The sequence below is a fragment of the Ignavibacteriales bacterium genome, assembly GCA_016709765.1.
Classification (GTDB): Bacteria; Bacteroidota; Ignavibacteria; order Ignavibacteriales; family Ignavibacteriaceae; genus IGN3.
Map to the genome: position 1 here is coordinate 87,505 of JADJMD010000015.1, position 20,900 is coordinate 108,404.

General features: G+C 34.1%; 14 protein-coding genes. 6 read left to right on the forward strand and 8 right to left on the reverse strand.

All coding sequences use genetic code 11. The features are described from left to right. The first annotated feature begins 7 nt into the window (after positions 1 to 7). The 3 genes from IPJ23_17680 (at position 8) to IPJ23_17690 (ending at position 3,808) form a co-directional block, all read left to right on the forward strand. On the forward strand, positions 8 to 997 hold the full coding sequence (locus tag IPJ23_17680; protein MBK7632487.1) for a dihydroorotate dehydrogenase-like protein: 990 nt from the start codon (positions 8 to 10) through the stop codon (positions 995 to 997). A gap of 275 nt (positions 998 to 1,272) precedes the next feature. Then, entirely contained in the window at positions 1,273 to 2,415 is a 1,143-nt protein-coding gene (locus IPJ23_17685; protein ID MBK7632488.1) for a metallophosphoesterase, read from the forward strand. Positions 2,416 to 2,569: 154 nt separating this feature from the next. Next, on the forward strand, positions 2,570 to 3,808 hold the full coding sequence (locus IPJ23_17690) for a T9SS type A sorting domain-containing protein (protein MBK7632489.1): 1,239 nt from the start codon (positions 2,570 to 2,572) through the stop codon (positions 3,806 to 3,808). 73 nt (positions 3,809 to 3,881) lie between these two features. Here IPJ23_17690 and IPJ23_17695 read toward each other — a convergent pair whose 3' ends face one another. Beyond that, positions 3,882 to 4,802 carry a hypothetical protein gene (locus IPJ23_17695; GenBank protein MBK7632490.1) on the reverse strand — a complete coding sequence of 307 codons (921 nt, stop codon included), beginning with the start codon at positions 4,800 to 4,802 and terminating at the stop codon, positions 3,882 to 3,884. A gap of 267 nt (positions 4,803 to 5,069) precedes the next feature. Between IPJ23_17695 and IPJ23_17700 the strand changes: the two genes are divergently transcribed. Further along, entirely contained in the window at positions 5,070 to 5,300 is a 231-nt protein-coding gene (locus tag IPJ23_17700) for a hypothetical protein (protein MBK7632491.1), read from the forward strand. Positions 5,301 to 5,357: 57 nt separating this feature from the next. On the opposite strand, the gene IPJ23_17705 is transcribed toward IPJ23_17700, so the two are convergent. From IPJ23_17705 to IPJ23_17735, 7 genes are all read right to left on the reverse strand, one after another. Continuing rightward, positions 5,358 to 8,939 (reverse strand): T9SS type A sorting domain-containing protein, encoded by a 3,582-nt coding sequence (locus IPJ23_17705; GenBank protein MBK7632492.1) that lies wholly within the window; start codon positions 8,937 to 8,939, stop codon positions 5,358 to 5,360. A gap of 66 nt (positions 8,940 to 9,005) precedes the next feature. Next, on the reverse strand, positions 9,006 to 11,261 hold the full coding sequence (locus IPJ23_17710) for a T9SS type A sorting domain-containing protein (GenBank protein MBK7632493.1): 2,256 nt from the start codon (positions 11,259 to 11,261) through the stop codon (positions 9,006 to 9,008). Between the two features lie 140 nt (positions 11,262 to 11,401). Then, on the reverse strand, positions 11,402 to 12,784 hold the full coding sequence (gene hslU, locus IPJ23_17715; GenBank protein ID MBK7632494.1) for an ATP-dependent protease ATPase subunit HslU: 1,383 nt from the start codon (positions 12,782 to 12,784) through the stop codon (positions 11,402 to 11,404). Positions 12,785 to 12,808: 24 nt separating this feature from the next. Beyond that, positions 12,809 to 13,348, reverse strand: a complete 540-nt coding sequence (gene hslV, locus IPJ23_17720) for an ATP-dependent protease subunit HslV (protein MBK7632495.1) — start codon at positions 13,346 to 13,348, stop codon at positions 12,809 to 12,811. Positions 13,349 to 13,420: 72 nt separating this feature from the next. Further along, complete coding sequence (locus IPJ23_17725; GenBank protein ID MBK7632496.1) at positions 13,421 to 14,038, reverse strand: isoprenylcysteine carboxylmethyltransferase family protein; 618 nt, start codon at positions 14,036 to 14,038, stop codon at positions 13,421 to 13,423. Continuing rightward, a complete protein-coding gene (rpoN, locus tag IPJ23_17730) occupies positions 14,038 to 15,492 on the reverse strand; it encodes an RNA polymerase factor sigma-54 (protein ID MBK7632497.1) in 1,455 nt (484 codons plus the stop codon). The genes IPJ23_17725 and rpoN overlap by 1 nt, the downstream gene beginning before the upstream one ends. 1 nt (position 15,493) lies before the next feature. Then, positions 15,494 to 16,063: a DUF3109 family protein gene (locus IPJ23_17735; GenBank protein MBK7632498.1), complete on the reverse strand. Its 570-nt coding sequence runs from the start codon at positions 16,061 to 16,063 to the stop codon at positions 15,494 to 15,496. A 174-nt stretch (positions 16,064 to 16,237) separates the two neighbouring features. Here IPJ23_17735 and IPJ23_17740 point away from each other — a divergent pair, with 174 nt between their 5' ends. Both IPJ23_17740 and IPJ23_17745 read left to right on the forward strand, forming a co-directional pair. Then, positions 16,238 to 17,008, forward strand: coding sequence for an SDR family NAD(P)-dependent oxidoreductase (locus tag IPJ23_17740; GenBank protein ID MBK7632499.1), 771 nt, complete (start codon positions 16,238 to 16,240; stop codon positions 17,006 to 17,008). A 36-nt stretch (positions 17,009 to 17,044) separates the two neighbouring features. Beyond that, positions 17,045 to 20,899 carry a lamin tail domain-containing protein gene (locus IPJ23_17745; protein MBK7632500.1) on the forward strand — a complete coding sequence of 1,285 codons (3,855 nt, stop codon included), beginning with the start codon at positions 17,045 to 17,047 and terminating at the stop codon, positions 20,897 to 20,899. The last annotated feature ends 1 nt before the right edge of the window (position 20,900 follow it).

A 20,900-nucleotide genomic window follows, 5' to 3' on the forward strand; every position in this document is an offset into this window, starting at 1 on the left:
AAATAAAATGGATATCACAACAAACTATTTGGGATTAAAATTAAAATCGCCAATCGTTCCTTCTGCAGGTCCGTTGTCAGAAAAAATATCTAACATCAGAGAGATGGAAGATGCTGGTGCAGGCGCAGTTGTTCTTTACTCTATTTTTGAAGAACAAATTGAACACGAACAACTAGAATTAGATTATCATACATCTGCTCATACAGAAAGTTTTGCAGAAGCTACATCATACTTGCCGGAGCCATTTGATTTTAAGCTTGGGCCGGATGAATATTTAAATCACATCCGCAAAGCAAAAGAAGCAGTTGATATTCCAATCATTGCAAGCTTAAATGGTAAATCTATCGGTGGTTGGACTGACTACGCAAAAAAGATGGAACAGGCCGGCGCAGATGCACTTGAGTTAAATATTTATCTTCTTCCAACAGATCTAAAAAAATCCGGAAGCGAAATAGAAAAAACTTATGTTGAAATTGTTAAAGCTGTTAAATCAAATGTTAAAATTCCTATTGCAGTAAAGATGCATCCATTCTTCAGCTCAACTAGTTACATGGCTAATGAATTGAGCAACGCCGGTGCAGATGGATTGGTTATGTTCAATCGTTTCTATCAGCCGGATATTGATCTTGAAACTCTTGATGTTGTACCAAATGTAATACTAAGTACTCCAATGGCGATGCGATTACCATTGCGATGGATTGCAATGATGTACGGAAAAGTTAATGCTGATCTTGCTGCAACAAGTGGAATTTACACTGCAGAAGATGTACTTAAGATGGTTATGGCAGGAGCAAAAGTTACGCAAATGCTCTCATCCTTATTAAAGTTTGGAATTGGGCACATTGCAGATGTTACAACAAACTTAGTTGCCTGGATGGAAGAAAAAGAATACGAATCAATTGAACAAATGCGTGGTAGCATGAGCTATATGAATGTTGATGATCCTGCAAAATTTGAACGTGCAAATTATATGAAAGTGCTTCATTCATATAAATAAAAACTAAATTATTAAATACTCACATCCATTGCCGGCTGATGCCCAGAGGAGAGTCCTGATCTTTAATGAAGCAGAATGCGAATCAACCGGCAGTGGATTTTTTGTATTATTTTACTCTTAATGTCATTTCTCTACCAATCTTGTCTGCCTGCGTGTATCACTTCCTCAAAATGACTCTCAACACCTATTACAAAATGTCTTTTGTGATTCACACCAATATAAAATTGAACTTATCTTTATAACTTTTGTTTTAAATAAAAATCATTTAAGGACTTATGGCATTATTCTTCATTATCTTTTTAACTGTTTACACATCACTTAACTTTTATGTGTTTATTCGTGGCTGGCAGGTAATCTCTTCTTATCCTGTATTAAAACCTATTTATGCGATTTTATTCATTATAATTGCCTATGGATATGTAATAGCAAAAGTACTTTATAAGTATTTGTCACCTTTAGCATATGATGTTTTACTCGGAGTTGGTGCAATATGGTTTGCGTTTCTAGCTTATTTTATTCTTTCTCTTTTGTTGATCGATATTGTAAGACTTTTTAATGGATGGTTTCATTTTCTACCTTCAACCATTACAAATAATTATGAAACCGTAAAAAGATTAACTGCAATAATTGTAATTGCTCTTGTTGGATTAATAGTGTTTCTCGGGAATTTAAATAAACGAAATATTGAGATTAGAAATATTGAGATTACGATTCCCAAAGGCGATAGCAAACTTGATGTGCTAAATATTGTAATGGCATCAGATATACATCTTTCTCCTATCGATGGTGAAAGATTATTAGTCGAAATTGTAAATAAAATGAATTCACTTAATCCGGATATTATTTTACTTGCAGGAGATATAGTTGATGATAAAGCAAGCGTATTAGATGAAAGAAATATTGGCAAATCGTTTAAAAAATTAAGATCTAAATACGGCCTTTATTCAATAAATGGAAATCATGAATTTATAAATGGAGTTGATTCATGTGTAAGATTTGCAGAGAAGTTTGGAATAAAATTCCTTCGTGATTCTTACGAATTGATAGACAGCAGTTTTTATTTAATAGGAAGAGAAGACAGTTCTATGCCCCAATTCACAGGCAAACAAAGAAAATCACTTGAAGAAATTGTAGAAAATATTCCTAATAATTATCCGAAAATATTATTAGACCATACACCATTTAAATTAGAACAAGCACAACAAAATAAAATAGACCTACAACTTTCCGGACACACACATCATGGACAAATCTGGCCAGCTAATCTTATCACAAAAATGATTTATGAAATAAGTTGGGGTTACAAGAAAAAAGGCAACACACATTATTACGTTTCATCTGGTGCAGGCACTTGGGGCCCGCCGGTTAGAACTGGCAGCAGTTCAGAAATAGTAAATATCAAAGTGAAATTTGAGTAACTAATATTAAGTTTTTTCTCATAGCCATCTGTTAAAGATGGCTTTTTTGTTTAATCCACCCTAAAATAATTTCCTTTCCCTTCGATAATACATTGTAAATGGTGTGCCTTTATCGGCACAAAAAATATAAATGGGATAAATCGGGTGGAAAAAGATGCAAAAGCTATATTGCTGTGTCTTAATTCTTTTTTTAGCTGCACAAAATATTTTTGCGCAGCAAATAGATAAGATTATAATATCCGGATACGGCGGTCAACACGATCTTGATGTTAAGACGTCGTTTCTTCTTGGTTACGAAAGTTACAACAACACTCCTTTTACCGGCGAGGTAATTCTTTATTCCAATACTCTTCAATCTAGTTATGACTATGCAGTTGCAAATGATTATGATTTAATCATTCGTTCAACTTCTGGCCTTTCTACAGGACTTAGGCTTGCACCAGACTATCCTTCTATAGAATTAGTAATGCCAGCAGGCAGTAACATTTACACTCAAGTTTTTTTTGGTGACGTTTTGACATCTCCAGTGGTAATTACAGGTGCAGGTATAGACAGCAACATGACTGGCTACAGATTAGAGTTTTATTCAAAGGATCCAATTACTCTAAATAATTATTCAAGTTTTTCTAATGGGTATGTTGCCGGGCAACTTGCTTTTGTTGCGAACAAACTCAACTGTAGTTTTGATTCTGCAAGAGCACTTGCAAGAGCCAAAGGGTCTGAAAATGGAAACTGGGATATGTATAATGGATTTGGCGAAGTTAAGCCGGAAAATATCATTACTGATCCCCTTCCCGTTGAACTTACATCATTCTCTGCAAAAATTATTGGCAAAACAATTTTATTAAAATGGCAAACAGCAACCGAAATAAATAATTTTGGGTTTGAGATCGAGCGAAAGATTCTGAACCAAGTTCAGAATGACAACACGGGTTGGGAAAAGATTGGATTTGTAAATGGAAATGGAAATTCTAATTCACCAAAAGATTATTCTTTTATCGATAAAAACCCTGACGGTGTTGCAGAGATAAAATATAGATTAAAACAAATTGATAACGATGGTCGGTTTGAGTATTCAGATATTATAAATGTATACTTTTTAACAAATGATTTTGAATTATATCAGAACTATCCTAATCCATTTAATCCAAGCACTACTATAAGCTGGCAATCTAAAATTGATGGGAATGTTAGTATAAAGATTTTTGATATTCTTGGTAACGAAATTGCTGAACTAATAAATGAATTCAAACCTGCCGGAAAACATGAATTAAAATTTGAATCCAATACGATTAGCATTGGTCTACCAAGCGGTATTTATATATACAAAATTGAAATAAAAACTAATGAATTGTTGTACACGATGAACAGAAAAATGACACTAATTAAATAACGCTAAACTTTAGATACGAAAAAACCCGACTTACCAATACAAGTCGGGTTTTCTTTTTTAAATAATCATAAAATTAAAAAACTACGGTAACACCAAATTTAAATTGATCATAAGAAATTGGTGCTTCACTATTAAACGGCCAATTCATTTTTTTCTGTCTTAACTCATACATTCCGTAAGCCAATCCGTTCTTTAACAGGAAGTTTACGATCGGTCCTGCTGAGGGTGAAGATTCAAAAACCTCATTAATAAATCCATCCAATAAACTTTGTCCTATACCTTCAATTATAGCACTGCCAGCCCACTTCCAGAATAAGTGCCGCTGAAATACGATTGATCTTTCATATCCTGCATCAAAAATAAGGTTATCAAGAGCTTTTATTCTAATGCCGCCTTCGCTGCTTGTACCAAATCTAAAAGATTCATCATACAGATTTAAGACATCATTATCCGGATCAGGAATAAAGGTGCGAATATCAGGGAATTTTAAATCAATGTTAGACCAGTTTAAAGTATAAGAATTGTATGGAATGATTGCAGCAGTTTCACCAAGCTTATATCCGTACCCATTTGAGCTTCCGAAACCAAAACGCCACATACTTGATTCTATTTCAGTACCCAAAGCAGTTTTTCCAGCAAGCTTGTTTGATTCATTACTTAAGTATAAAAACTTATAGTTATGTTTTATAATATAATCAGTTCGCCACGCTTTTATATCTTTAATATAACCTAACTTTAACTCTAACAGATTTGGATCAACAAATTCCGTCTGCAAATCTTCTCTGTTCATTTTTGTTAAACCATATTGCAAAGATATAGCGGGATGTGTATTATGAAATCCAAAATCTAATTCCCAATCTTCTAAATCATCCCAATCCTGCCAAGCCCAATGCCATTTCCAGTCATCTTTTGAATCGGATGAATCTTTTTGGGAAAATAAATTTGGCGAAAGAAATAAAATACATAGTATAAAAAGTAATTTAATTTTGTTCATTGCAAGCCTCATAAAATTAAATAAATAAGCATAGTTTATTAGTTTTTAGAATTTTTAATAATAATTATTCAGTTTGACAATTTGAATTACCAAAAAGTTTAATGATCATATTCAAAAATAGTGAACTATAATGCTCTTTATAATTCAATTGTTAGGTGGGATTATTTGTGTTGATAGATGGTGATTAGTAATTATGTACGGCGATTATATAGAATTATCACAACTCTTACTTATATTTGAAAAAAACAAGAAAGAATTTTTGAGTTTATGTCCAATACAAAATCTAAAGAAAATTTATATACAATATCCCGATTGAATAAAAACTATCCTAAATACGATGAGATAATTAAACTGCACAAAGAAGCTATCGATGAAAAAAATGATATATACATTGATCCTGATACTGATTTTGCGGTACTTACCGCTGAGTTTTTATTAAAACGCGGTTACTGTTGCGGCAGCGGATGCCGCCATTGCCCGTATGATGAGAAGGCTTAGTAAAAAGGCGATCTCCTTATCGCCTTTTTAATGTCAACGATTAAAATAAAGGAATTATTATTTCAAGAGCAGCATCTTTTTAGCTTCAAAAAATCTATCTTTAACTTCAAGCGTGTAAATATACATTCCACTGGCAAATGCACTCCCATTAAAATCTAATTCGTGAATCCCCGATTGAAATTCTTTATTTGTAAGTGTTGCAACTCTTTGCCCAAGAATATCAAACACATCAACTTTTACAAAATCTGCTTCAGGTAAAAAGAAACGTATTTTTGTTGCAGGGTTAAATGGATTGGGATAATTATTATAAACTTTATAAGATGTCAATTTCTCTTCAATCACTCCGCGAGGTGCCGTGAATGTGAATTTGTCAACACCAAACTTAATTTGATTCGCATAGTGAACGGTTACAACATCACCAAGTGTATAATTTGTTCCATAGAATACAAGCACCCAAGTTGCAAGAATATTCTTTAAATCAGAAGTTGAAGCAGTAATTATAGTGTTTGCCTCATACGGTGAATTAACAATTACTGCATACATTCTATTCTTAGGATTCCAAGAAAAGAATGGGTCCGCTGTTGAAGATTGAATCCGATCCCTAAACATTAAGTTAACTTGTTGCTTAGTATCCTTATTCCACACCTCAAATGGTATTCTTAGTAAAAATGGATTATTCAATCCAGGATTGGGATTAAGAGGATGAGTTGCAAGTGAATTGGCAGTAGGGCCCGCAAAGATAGTTGCCATTTGCCCGCCACTTTTTATAAAAAATATTTTTTGAGAATTAACAATTGTTGAATCCCATACCCCGGTAAACTTTAATTCATAATCCTGCTGAAGTAGTTCTAGATCATTAGTACCAAATCCATAAATATCAGCAGCCTTGCTGCTTATCGTACCGCCGAAGATGGTATAATTTTGTATATCAAGATTTGCGGTGGAGCTAAATGAAGATAGTGTTGTTGGACTACTACTAGGACTTAATGATATACTGGAAAATTCTATTGGTGCTTCATAAGCTGCTCTATTAACAGTTACCTTTAATCCATCTGCAACTGGGGAATCATAATAGGTGTAACGTTTATTCAATTCAAGATCACGAGGAGGAAACTGATAATAACCATCTACAATTGATTGATTTGATAGGACCAGCGAATCTTTTGTTACATTTTTTACATTCCAATATTTTGCATCTCTTGTTAAAAATCCTATTGAATTAATGATTGTACTTCCTTCCTCATTTACTGCAGGTATTCCATAACCATCATCAAACACAATCCAATCAATCGACATTGGTGGGGTGAAATGACTGATGAATATTTTCCATGTCTCCCCACCTTTAAAAATTCCATTTCCAGTCTGTTGGTTATTTACTAATCCTAAGTTTACAACATTTCCAACAATTTCGGGATTGATATATTCCCCTGAAGCATAAAATTGTGGAGCTTTAATTATTGTTACATTCGGGGGGAAAATAATTTGTACTCCATCCGCATATGCACCGTTTGAGGAAACTAAATCTAAATTAAAATTCAACTCTATTCCCAGACTGGTTGTATCAGCATATATGGCTGATAGAGATATTGAAGATCCTGTCAGATCGTTAGGACTATTTAATTTATTGACTACAGAAGCCGGAACCCAATCTCCATTTTGATTTCTTATTTCCTGTTGTTCTGAAAAGTAAACTTCGTACTTGTCGCCTGTTAATTTTGTTGGATCTGCTACATCAACAGAAATTTCAGCCTCACCATCACCAGCAGTTTGCGTAATCGTAATATTGTCTCCATATGCTGCCCCAGGGTAGTCATCGTAATATATTGCTTGAATAATATTAGCATTACTTTCGGTACTTCTTGGATCAGATTGAATATCAGAATTGTATGTATAAGCAGTTACCCCAAAATAGTATTTCTTGCCAATAATCATATGCTCATTATTTATATAGTCAAAATCAGTTGCAAAAAATCTATTGATTCCTGAGTCAGTTCCATTTTGCAATATACCTTCAATGGGTAACCCTGTATTTGGATCAATTACTATCCCCTGTATTACAGTTACACCATCTACTATATCAAAAGTAGCAACTCTAACACTGCTTTCCTTCAACACAGAACCTTCAGGATATTGATATACATTATAACCCTGAAATTTGTAACCATTCTTGTTAAAATTTTCAATCGCGTCTGATAAGGTAGAGTTAGAACTCCAATCTATCTTGATTTGGGAAATAGTGCTTTTAACTTCTGCTTTTGGGGTTTGAGTTTTATTGATGAACACATTGCTCATCCCGGAATCATAAAAACTCTTAGTCAGAGCAGTAAAATTTTTCAATTTTCTAAATGAATCCAATCTATCCAATCCAAGAGCTGCAATTTCTGCAATAACAATTTCCTGCGTATCCCCCACTGCCATCTGAAAAGGACCAGAGGCTATTCCATTTCTTCTATCACCTCCAATTAAATCCAGCCATCCATTATTTGTTAGAGGATCACCTGAAAGTGCAAATGATGTTTGATTCCCTGTAATTGGGTTGATAAATGGGTCGCCGGTGTGAGGGTTTCTACCACGCATAAAGTTATAAAACTCAGTTGAGCCATCATGATAACCTTGGGGTGGGTCCCCCCAATCTTGAGATCCGCCATAGAAAAAATAATGCGCTGTCATTGGTAGATTATAATTTTCTGAAATGGTTGCACCTTTTAAAAGACTAAAACCCAAAGCAGGCGGCGATCCAGGATAGTATACATCATCACGTTCCTGTACATTATATACGTAACCAAGATTTAGTGTTGTATCACATCCGGCTAAATCATCACCAGCATCACCCAAATCAATATCTGCCCACATAGAAACATAAACGTCATTAAATGGTGTCCCGGATTTATTGATCATCTTGTATTTTCTGAAAAGAACATTGTTTAGGAATTCATCATTGTTATATGCCCAGGCAGTTACCTGAAGTTCAATACCAAGTGGCAATGTTCCATACAGATATGCAGTTAGCGTGGAATCTAAATCATTCGCTACATACCAAATTGTTTGATCAGCATTTACCACTCCTGGAATATCAATGGCTGGTTCGTAAATACCGTTCGCATTTTTATCTTCAAATGGGGCACCATCAATCGCGCGCCAGTCTAACCAATCTTTTTCATACTGATCCCTTATTTGCTGTTCAGTCTTTCCCTCATCATATATTTCTGAAGATAGATCTATAAATGGTCCACCGGGATACACATCACGTCGAACTCTATAAATTCTTACATGATTTAAGTTTGGATTTTCTGCAACACCGTTTGCAATAATTTTTCCGCCCTTTAATCCGCTTCTATAAGCACTACCACCAACACGTGGCTGAGGATCACCAGGCACTAATGCCCCCCATAATAATCCTGATGAAAATACAGCAGTTTTACCAGTACCTTTCGGATAAACGAATCCAGAATTACCCATATTAGATATATCTGAAATACCATTATTATAGAAGAAAGTAGAAATGTTGTTGATATTTAGATTAGTGAAATTAGGGTTCCCTAAATTTTCTAAACCCTTGTTTTGTTTATTTTCTTGAGCAAATGAATTAGGGTAAAATCCGATACAAAAGATCAGAAGTAAGCAACTAATTTTTCTCATTTAACAATTCTTCCATTAAATCAATTTTTAAATTTTTCACTTAAAATTAACATACTATTATGCAAATTATTTTAGCAATAACATTTTCTTAGTTTCAATAAAAGATCCAGTCTGTAAACGATAAAAATAAATTCCAGATGATAGTTTAGAAGCATCAAAGTTTACTTCATATCTGCCGGCATTTCTATATTCATCCACAAGTTTTACTACTTCATTTCCCAGAATATCATAAACTTTTAATGTTTGCCAACCGCCTATTGGCGCCTGCCAACTTATTTTTGTACTTGGGTTGAATGGGTTTGGATAATTTTGATATAATCTAAATTCTGACAATTGTTCTGGGTTTTGTTCAGTTATATTAGTTATATATTCATTATTGTAGAGAATTAACCCTCCGCTACCCGCAATCCACTTATGGGCAGTATTTCCATCCCTGTAAATAGAAATGGACATAAGCCAACCATTTGTAAAGCTATTTTGCTGATAAGCGTAATTCCAATCCTCTAAATATCTAAAAAGACTTCCTTCCAATCCCGCAACTGTAACATTAATGCTCCCAAAATAATCTCTTCCATCAATCACTAAATCCTGAGTTTGAACCATATATGGTTTCATTAGTGTTGTCCAACTTAATCCGCCGTCTTTAGTAAATTTAATTTTATCCTGCTGGCCATCAATATGTGCAACCCATCCATTAAGAGAATCAAGAAAATCAAAACCGGCAGCCCACCCTTCAACTTCGGAACTAATTTTTGCCCAGGTTTTTATGGTATCTCTTGAAAGCCATACACCTTGTTGATTAACAACCCAGATATGCGAAGGATCGGTTCGTTTTATTTTTAGGAAAGAAGTTAGAAAGGGTTGATCACCCATTTGATACTTTTGCCAGGTTTCTCCGCCATCTGTTGTAAGATAATTTAATGTGTAATCATTCAGGTTCTGACGCACTTCAAAAAGAACACCTAATTCTCTATTAAAGAATTCTACACCTCTTATAAACTCTAATAAAGTATCAACAAAAACTTCTGTCCAATCATAACCGCAATTTGTTGTTTTAAAAAGTTGATTAAATTCAGTTACCCAGCCGATAAGTGAATCCTGCATAAAAAATCCATTGAAGGAACTATTTAGATTTCCATCATACAATTTTGCCCAGCTATATCCGCCATCCGAAGTTTTATAAAAAGAAGATCCACCATAATAGCCATCTCCACCTATTCCAAAACCCAGTTGAGTACTTAAGAATTGAATTTTCATAAAATTAGGTTTTATTGAATTATCAACCTTATTCCAGTTGGTTCCGCCGTTTGTAGTTATCCATAAATCCGAGCCAAAAACAAATCCTTTTTGAGAATTAATAAAATGGAGATTAAAATAGGATTCATAGTAGGAGTAAGGAACGATAGAGGTAGTATCCCAACTTACTCCTCCATCTGAAGAAGAAATAATTTTTCCCTTTGTAGTAACAGCAAAAACTGTTAAAGGATCTATTGCTTTAATTTTAGCAATTGAACTGTAGGGATCAGGATTTATTTCTGAATAATTTAGTTGCCAGGTAATTCCACCATCGGTGGTTTGATAAATTTTATTTTCATTTCCACCCATCCAACCAAAATTATTATCAGTAAATGAGAACGTTGATAAAATCTCTGGCAGATCACACCATAAAGAATCCCAAGTGCCACCATTGTCATCGCTATACAAAATAAACGCAACTGAATCAGTTATTACATTTACCTGGAAAGCTTTCCAACTTGAACCGAGCGCAAGAATTCTTCCCGAGTTTAGTTTTTCGAATTGTTTTATATCTCCATATGGCACGTCAATGTCCCATTCAAAATATGTAGGCATACGATAACGCTCACTCCAAAGTCCAAAAAAATTATCTAGTTTTGATATTGTTCCCTGATCTCCGCTTTTAATTATTTCTGATGTTGATAAAGGTAAAAAAGTTATTGCGTCACTTGTTCCAAGATATGTTGATTCCCAGTAACTGCCTCCATCCGTTGTAAATATAAAATCTCTTGAATCACCTATATAAGAATGAGGCGAAATGCAGAATCCATTTTGGCTATCTATAAATTTTATTTCGGATAAATAATCTCTTTGATAGTGTTTGATAATATTCCAATTCAAACCACCATCGATTGTTTTTAATATACTTCCTGAACTATTTACCGCAAATCCAAATGATTGACTTATAAAGTAAATATCATTAATACCAGAGGTGGGCTGTGTAGGATATCTCATTTCCCATTGAGCAATTGTAATTGATGGGCTGAAGCAAATCAAAGAAATGAAAATTAATCCGAACTTTTTCATAAAGAACCCCTATGAAATAAATGATGGTTTAAACTTATGGAAGGACTGACTGAAAGTAAAGAAGGGATTATTTGCCGATTATCAAACAATTTATAGATGACATCTTTTTGAAAGATGTCATCTATTTAGAATGGGATTGTTTATAATATAAACTTACTAAGGTCTCTATCCTTAACAATCTTTTCTAATTTATCTTTTACAAATTTTGCATCAATTTTAACGGTTTTTGATGGAATTATATCCGGGACATTAAAAAGTATTTCATCAAGTAGTGTTGTTAAGATCGTGTGCAATCTTCTTGCGCCAATATTTTCAACTTGTTCATTTACTTCTGTTGCGATGCGGGCAATTTCTCTTATTCCATCTTTACTGAAACTTAATTTCACACCTTCAGTTTCCAGAAGTGCACCATATTGTTTTAACAATGCATTTTGCGGAGTTGTTAATATTTGAACAAAATCATCTTCGCTTAAACTATTAAGCTCTACACGTATTGGAAATCTGCCTTGCAATTCCGGAATTAAATCTGATGGTTTTGAAACGTGAAATGCTCCTGAAGCAATAAACAAAATGTGATCAGTTCGTACAACGCCGTATTTAGTATTTACGTTTGATCCTTCAACAATCGGAAGAAGATCACGTTGTACGCCTTCACGACTAACATCGGGACCTTGAGCTTTTCCGCCGCCGGCAACTTTATCAATTTCATCTATAAATATCATACCTGAGTTTTCAACACGTTCAATCGCTTCTTTCTGTACAACATCCATATCAATAAGCTTTTGCATTTCTTCTTGTGCAAGAATTTGTCTTGCTTCTTTAACAGTAGTTTTTCTTTTCTTACGCTTCTTAGGCATTATGTTGCCCATAATTTCCTGAATGTTAATTCCCATATCATCCATACCAAAAGGCCCAAGTACCTGCATACCCATTGATGATTGTGCCTGTGAATCAAACTCAATCATCTTATCATCCATTTCGCCGTTTTTAACTTTTAATTTCATCCACTCGCGTGTTTTTTGATTTTGATAGGCCTCATTCTCTTCCCCATTTGCAGACTGCTGCTCTTCATTTTCCTGAGCAACTGGTGCAGGTTTAGTTTTTCGAACAGGCGGAATTAATAAATCAAGCACTCTTTCATCAGCAAGTTCTTCTGCCTTTGCTTGCACTTCAACAGCTTTTTCAGCTTTTACAAGATTAACACCAACTTCAATAAGATCGCGCACCATTGATTCAACATCTCTTCCAACGTATCCAACTTCTGTAAATTTTGATGCCTCAACTTTTACAAATGGAGCCTGGGATAGTTTTGCAAGTCTGCGTGCTATTTCTGTTTTACCAACACCTGTTGGTCCGATAAGAATAATATTGTTCGGCATTATTTCTTCGCGAAGAAAATCAGTAACCTGTTGTCTCCTCCAGCGATTACGAATCGCAATTGCAACTGCGCGTTTAGCTTCGTTTTGACCGATTATATATTTATCAAGTTCCTTTACTATCTGTGAAGGAGTGAAAATTTTCATATCAAAAGATTTTTGTTCCATAATTTATTCTATAACCTCTACATTAATTTTATCATTTGTGTAAATACAAATATCAGATGCTGTTTTAAGAGCTTCGTGTACAATTTCTTTAACGGAAAGTTTGCTGTGTTTTTTTAACATTTGTGCGGCGGCGAGTGCATACATTCCACCTGAACCTATTGCAACTATTTGATCATCAGGAACAATAACATCTCCGGTACCAGAAATTACAAGTGCAGTATCATTGGATATAACAGCGAGCATCGCTTCTAATTTTCTCAAATATTTATCTGTGCGCCAATCTTTTGCGAGTTCAACTGCAGCACGATTAACATTTCCCCGGTATTGTTCCAGCTTATCTTCAAATCTTTCCATAAGCGTAAATGCATCTGCCGATGCGCCTGCAAAACCACAAAGCACTTTGCCATTTGCAATTTTTCTAATCTTCATTGCATTGTGTTTCATCACCGTGTTGCCGAGCGAAACCTGTCCATCACCACCAAGTGCCGCAACTCCGTTATGTACAATTCCAAGCACAGTTGTTGATCTAAGTTTTTGTTTCATTTTATATTCTTTCTAATCATTTTTTTTGTTAATCATAATTTAAAGAGGTTCCATCCTACGGCGGAATGAAAGTTATAACTTTACTGGAAAAATTTTTGGTACTTTCTTTTGATAATCTGTGTATTCCTCGCCAAACAAGCTAACCATTTTCTTTTCTTCATAGTATGAACCGATGTAAAAATAGGCTGTAAACGAAATGAACATTGTGAGGTAAAACAAATCCATCTCTGCCCTAAAAAGTAAAAAGATAATTGAGAAAAAATAAATTGGATGTCGGCTGTATTTATATGGTCCCGCAATTCGCATAGTATAGTTTTCATCTAATTCATTATCTGAATATACATTTTTTAAATATCGATCAACCTGATTTAATCCGATAAATTCTTTAAAGCACACATATTTAAAACACCAAAACATTCCGATTAGAGAAATTAATTGTGGGATCAAAACAAGATAATCATAGGGCGGTGGAAGTTTATAAATTTGTAATGGTGGGTGCGGGGCTAAATCCCAGATAAGATATAAGCCAACAACTCCTAACACATTAAATAACAAACGATAAAAAGCTATTAGCTTTCCAAAAATTTTTTTGATAAATAATTTTACTCGGTTGGATGCAAGAATTGAATGTATAAATCCGTAAAGCGCAAAAAGAAGAATTAAAGTTAGAACATCAAAAAAATAGCTCATTACATCATTTGCTTACGCAATCTTGCAACTGGTAGTTTCAGCTGTTCGCGGTATTTTGCAACTGTTCTTCTTGCTATATGTATTCCCTCTCCATTCAGGAGTTCTGCAAGTTTGTCATCGCTGTGCGGTGCTTTTTTATTTTCATCTTCTATAATCTCTTTAAGCCTTTCGCGGATATGTTTATTAGAAACTTCTTCACCGGAATCCGTCGATAAACCTTCACTGAAAAAATATTTTAACTCGTGTATACCCATCGGACTTTGAACATATTTACCATTAACAACGCGGCTGATTGTTGAAATATCCATTTGAATTTCTTCAGCAATATCTTTGTAAATCATCGGCTTTAAAAGCTTTGGACCTTTTTCAAAAAACTCATACTGTCTTTCTAAAATTGCGCGCATAATTTTCATTAAAGTTTCCCTGCGCTGCTGAATGCACGCTATAAACCATTTTGCCGATTCAAATTTTTCTCTTAAAAATTTATACGTTTCTTTTTCACGCTGATTTTTCTTTCCGCGTTTGTTGGAATCTATCATCTCTAGGTAATGTTTACTTATTGTAACGGAAGGCATACTTCTATCATTTAAAGTTATAATCCAGTTTTCATCAACTTTTTCTACAAGAAAATCAGGAGTAACCTGATTGCTTTCCATTGATGAAATATTTCCTTCACCAGGCTTTGGATTCATGCTTTGAATGAGAGCAACCGTGTCGCGCAAACTTTCATCCGTAAAATTCATTCGGTTCTTTATCAGATCAAATCTTCTTTTTGTAAACTCATCATAATGATTTTCAAGCAGCTTGATCGCAAGAAATTTTGTATATGGATCGGATTTACTTTCACGTAACTGAACAGTCAAACATTCCTGCAAACTTCTGCAAGCAATGCCAATTGGATCAAATTTTTGAATACGTTTTAAAATTTCCTCACCTGTTTGAGCATCAATTTTAATGTGTTCAAACATATCAAGCTCATTAAGTATTTCTACAAGATCACGTTTTAAATATCCATCCTCATCAAGATTGCCTATTATTTCTTCACCAAGAATAAAAAGATTTTCTTCAAGATTAAGCAGTCGTAACTGATCCGTTAAATGTTCACTAAGTGATTCTCTTTGAGGAGCAAGAGGCTGATAAATTTCTTCATCCGCACTTCTGTTAATTCTTTCGTGGTCAAAATCATCATCATTAGAATAATCTTCTAGATCAAACTCTTCATTGTCCTTATCAGAAAACTCATCTTCCTTTTCAGAATCGGAGTCGGAATCTTTCTCTTTATCATCCTGCTCTAAAGTCATTTCCATTTCTTCTTCAAGAACAGGATTCATCTCAAGTTCGGTTTTAATTCTCTGTTCCAAAGCAAGAGTGTTTAATTGCAGCAGCTTCTGATACTGAATCTGCTGAGGTGAAAGTTTTTGGCTTTGGGTAAGCCTTTGACTGAGTGAAAGCATTTTATCTACCTGAATAGTTCATAAGTTTTTTATACCAATTTTCCCCATATAATCGTACTAAAGATTCTTTGCAAAACTCTGCGATTGTGATGTTCTCTTCTTTCCCTTTTTCTAATGCGGGGGCACACTCACTAAATTTTTCATAACGTAAAACATCACCGCTAAAATCTGTAACTCTAATCGGAAAAAGATGACACGATATAGGTTTTCTAAAACCCACTTTACCGTCAAAGAATGCTCGTTCAATTGAACATTTTGCAATGGAGTTATCATAAAACGAAAATACACAATCTTTATTGTTTACACTGGTAATCATGATTTCATCATCTTTTGTTTCGTAGAAACCTTGCTCTTCAATCGTATCAATATTTGTTTGAGTAAGATATGTTTTTACAATAGGTAATATCTTCTCAATCTCTTCAATTTCATTTTTACTAATTGGCGCACCTAGCTCACTTTCCAAAGTGCAGCAAGCACCTTTGCACTTCCTTAAATCACATGAAAAGGGAATTTCTACAATGTCATCTCTGACTAAAACGTCATTTATTGCAAATATTTTATCAGTTGCCATTGGAATAATTTTTGCTATTGTTATCTAAAATATAAGGTAAAAATACTTTTTATCGCAACTTGATTTTTATTTTTTATTCCCACTTAGCCCATAAACCTGAATTTTTATTTACATTTTAGTTGATTTTGACACTTCAATTCGATTATTTGCTGCATACTAAAACTCAGATTTATTATGAACTTTAAAAATTCCGTTATTTTAATAACCGGGGCTTCATCGGGAATCGGTTATCAGATTGCTAAGGATTTAGCGAATGAAGGGGTCCAACTTGCTTTAATTTCTAGAAGGGCTGATTTACTGGAATCGCTGGCCGGTGAAATTCAATCTACATCCAATATAAAATATTATATATGCGATGTAACGATTAAGGAAGAAGTTCAGAGCACTATTTCGGAAATCAAAAAAGATTTTGGAAAGATTGATATCGCTTTTCTTAATTCGGGCGTTGCTTACAGATCAAGCGTTTTGGATTACAACTCTAAAGATGCTGAAACTACTTTTAACACAAATGTACTTGGTGCGGTTTATTGTATCGAACAACTGCTGCCGGAATTTATTAAAGAAAAACGCGGAGTAATAATTGGGGTTTCAAGTCTTGGAGATGGAAAAGGTTTTCCCAAAAGTGGATTTTATTCTGCAAGCAAGGCTGCGTTAACTATTTTGTTAGAGAGTTTACGAATCGAACTTAAAAAGTATAATGTAAAGGTTGTAACCGTTAAGCCTGGTTTTGTTAAAACAGCAATGACTGATAAAAATGAATTTGAGATGCCATTTCTTATGAGTGTAGAAAAAGCAAGCAAAATTATTATTGATGGATTAAAAAAAGATAAACATATAATTGAGTTTCCTATTGCTACAACACTTGGGGCAAAAATATTGCGTATGTTGCCCACAAAATGGTTTGAGTTTATTGCTTCAAAAGATCCTAAACCTAAAAAACAATAACAAAAGTTTAATCAGCAAAATATTTTTGAGTGTGGTATGATCAAGAAAATTTTCTTCTTTTCTATATTTATTTTTAATATAACTTTTTCACAAACCGATACTCTTTTAATTTTTTCCGAAATTATGTTTTCCCCAACTTCGGGCAACAATGAGTTCATAGAAATATATAATCTCAGCAGCACACTGTCTGTTGATCTTAATGGTTACAGTATAAAATATTACACTTCAACTGCAGATCAATTAATTGATGCAGGGTTTGGAACAACACTTTTACCTAATTCTTATGCAATTATATTTGAAAATGACTATGACATAGCAACAGGAATTTATAACGGGCTGGTTCCAGCAAATGCTTTGATTATAAAGATTGCTGATAATTCATTCGGTGCATCGGGAATGGCAAACACAACAAGCAGACCGTTGTGGTTATTTAATTCTGTTGCTGATACAGTTGATTATTATTTTTATTCCGCTAACAACGCTACAGCTATTTCAGATGAGAAGATAATTTTAAATCGTGATTCACTTACAACAAATTGGGCAAACTCACTGATTACAAATGGTACTCCAGGATATATAAACACAGTTACCCCAACAAATTACGATTTACAATTAAGTTCGCTAACTTTTTCTCCTTCAATACCAGTTGCCGGTAATGATATAATGATTTCCGCAAAAGTTAAAAACAACGGAGTATTAAGCGCTGCAAATTATTCAATAGAAATTTTTAATGATATTAATAAAGATTCAGTTGCAGATTTAAGTGAAAGAATATTTAATCAAACCTATACTAATCTTGCAGCTAGTGATTCAAGTACTGCAACAACAACTCTAAGTTCTCTTCCTGCAAATCTTTATCAAATAATAGCACGCGTAACGTTTTTAGAAGATCAAATACCTGCAAACAATATTTTAATAAATCAATTTACAGTCTCTCCACCAGGAAATATTTTTAATGACATCGTAATCAATGAAATAATGTATGCACCATCAACAGGGGAACCGGAGTGGATTGAGATTTATAATAAGACTGCAAATTTAATCAATCTAAAAAACTGGCAGCTCTCCGATGCATCAACAACAATTACAATTACAAGCCAGAATAAATTTATTGAAGCAAATTCCTTTCTTGTAATTTCTCATGATTCATCAATTCTAAATTATTATAGTGTGCCTTCGCAAATAATCACTGCAACTATTCCTACTTTGAACAACACTGGAGACAATGTTGTTTTAAAGGATTTTAATAGTACTATTATAGATTCTGTTTCCTACTTGCCTGCTTGGGGCGGAAGTGTTGGTGGAAAATCTTTAGAACGAGTTTCTGTTGGGGAGCCAAGTAACGATCCAATAAATTGGAAATCATCTGCAAGTATTTTTAAAGCTACGCCCGGAACATTTAATTCTGTTACTCAAAAAGATTTTGATTTGTTTACCGATGATATTTTGTACAATCCACAATTTCCGTTGCTTGGAGATAACGTTAACATCTCCGCATCAATAAAAAATATCGGGAAAAATACAGCTTCATTTTCAATTGATCTTTATGGGGACACTAATCTTGATTCAATTCCTGATTTATTTATTGAATCAATTTCTACTCTAAATCTTACAGCAGCTGATTCTGCTGTTTATCAGTTCACTCATGTCATTCAAAATATTCAAGATAAAAAAGCATTTTTCATAAAGGTATTATTTGTTCAGGATCAAGACACAACTAACAATTCTTTATACAAAACAATCGAACCCGGTTTCCCAAATCAAATAATTGTTGTAAATGAAATTATGTTTGCACCATTTGGCGGCGAGCCTGAGTGGATTGAGCTGTTCAACAATTCCAATGTTGATATCAATTTAAAAGACTGGACCATCTGGGATGTTGTTACCACTCCAGCTAAAGCAACAATAACACAAAATTTTATTATTCCCGCAAACAGCTATGTTGTTTTAACCAGGGATTCATCAATTACAAACTATCATAGATATGTGCCTGCACCAATTTTGGAATTATCGCTTCCCTCTTTTAATAATGATAGAGATGGTGTAGTGTTAAAAGATAATCGTGGACTTGCAATTGACTCAGTATTTTATTCAAATCAATGGGGCGGAACAAATGGGTTTTCATTGGAACGCATCTCTTCGACTGCAGCATCAAACAATCAGTTTAATTGGGCGAGCAGTAATGATATAGAGCAAAGCACACCGGGACGAGTTAACAGCATTACTCCAAAGGAATATGATTTGTCGGTTTCGGAAATTTCTTTCTCCCCACGGTTCCCGACGCTTGGCGAAAATGTTTCGGTTACAGCAAAGATTAAAAACAACGGTAATCAATCTGCACAAAATTTTATTACAGAATTTTACATCGATACTGACTCTAACAATGTTGTTAATTTGCTGTTAAGCTCCGTTGCAACTGCAAATTTAAATCCCGGTGATTCACTTTCCGTTACATCAACATCGCAAATACAATCATTGCAAAATAAGATATTAACAGCAGTACGAGTTATTTATTTATCGGATGAAGATACTCTGAATAATTATTTTGAAAAATCAATCGAACCGGGCTTTGCGCAAAATATTGTTAAGATAAATGAAGTAATGTACAATCCTGCCGACGGCGATCCCGAATGGGTGGAGCTTGTTAATACAAGTACAGAATACATAAACATAAATAATTGGTTTATAAGTGATGTGCTCACAACTCCATCTAAAGATTTTATTACTAACGATGATGTTATCATTGAGCCGAATGAAATTTTTATTGTTGCAAAAGACACATCCTTTAACTCTGCACATCCGAATACAACAGCAAAAATATTTTACTCTAATTTTGGCAGTCTTGCCAGCACTGCCGACGGAGTCGTTATTTATGATTTTAGAAATGGAATTATAGATAGTTTATTCTATCGCTCAAGCTGGGGCGGCAAAAAAGGATACTCATTAGAAAGAATTTCTCTATCCATTGAAACTAACGACAGCACTAATTGGGTTACATCACTTGATGAAAATGGAAGTACGCCGGGCATACAAAACTCAATCTTTAATGTTCCCTCTTATTCAAGAAACGCAATTGTAATAAATGAAATTATGTACGATCCTGAAACAAATGCTAGTGAGTATGTTGAGTTTTATAATCTCAGCTCCGAAATAATAAATATTGGCGGATGGAAATTTGAAGATGAAAACAGCAACACAAATAAATTAATTGAAACAAGTTTTAACATTCCACCGCAGCAATATTTTATTTTAATGGCTGATTCCTCTGCATTAACTGCTTATAATCTCTTTGAATATCAAAATAAAAATATTGTTGGAGAATCAAGTTTAGGACTTGTAAACACTGGCGAATTAATTTTACTAAAAGATGTTCGCGGCAATGTAATTGATTCCGTTGTTTATAATGATAAATGGAACAACAAAAATATCGCATCAACAAAAGGAAAATCTTTAGAACGAATAAATCCAAATCTTAACGGTAATGATCCCTTAAACTGGAGCACTTCTGTAAATTCACTCGGGGGTACCCCGGGTAATCAGAACAGTATCTTTGCAGAAAACTTAAATCAATCAGCAAACATTTCTGTTGAGCCAAATCCTTTTTCACCTGATAACGATGGCTTTGAAGATTATACTGTTATCAATTACAATCTTACGCAAGCAACCGCACAGGTTAGAATAAAAATCTTTGACAGCAAAGGAAGATTAGTCCGTTCATTGATTAACAACAAGGCGAGTGGCTCAAACGGCTCTGTAATATTTGATGGACTTGATGATGAAAACCACGCACTGCGAATGGGGATTTACATCATCTTTCTTGAGGCGTTAAATGATAACTCCGGGGTGGTTGAAACAATTAAAACTGTAGTTGTTGTTGCGAGGAAATTATAGA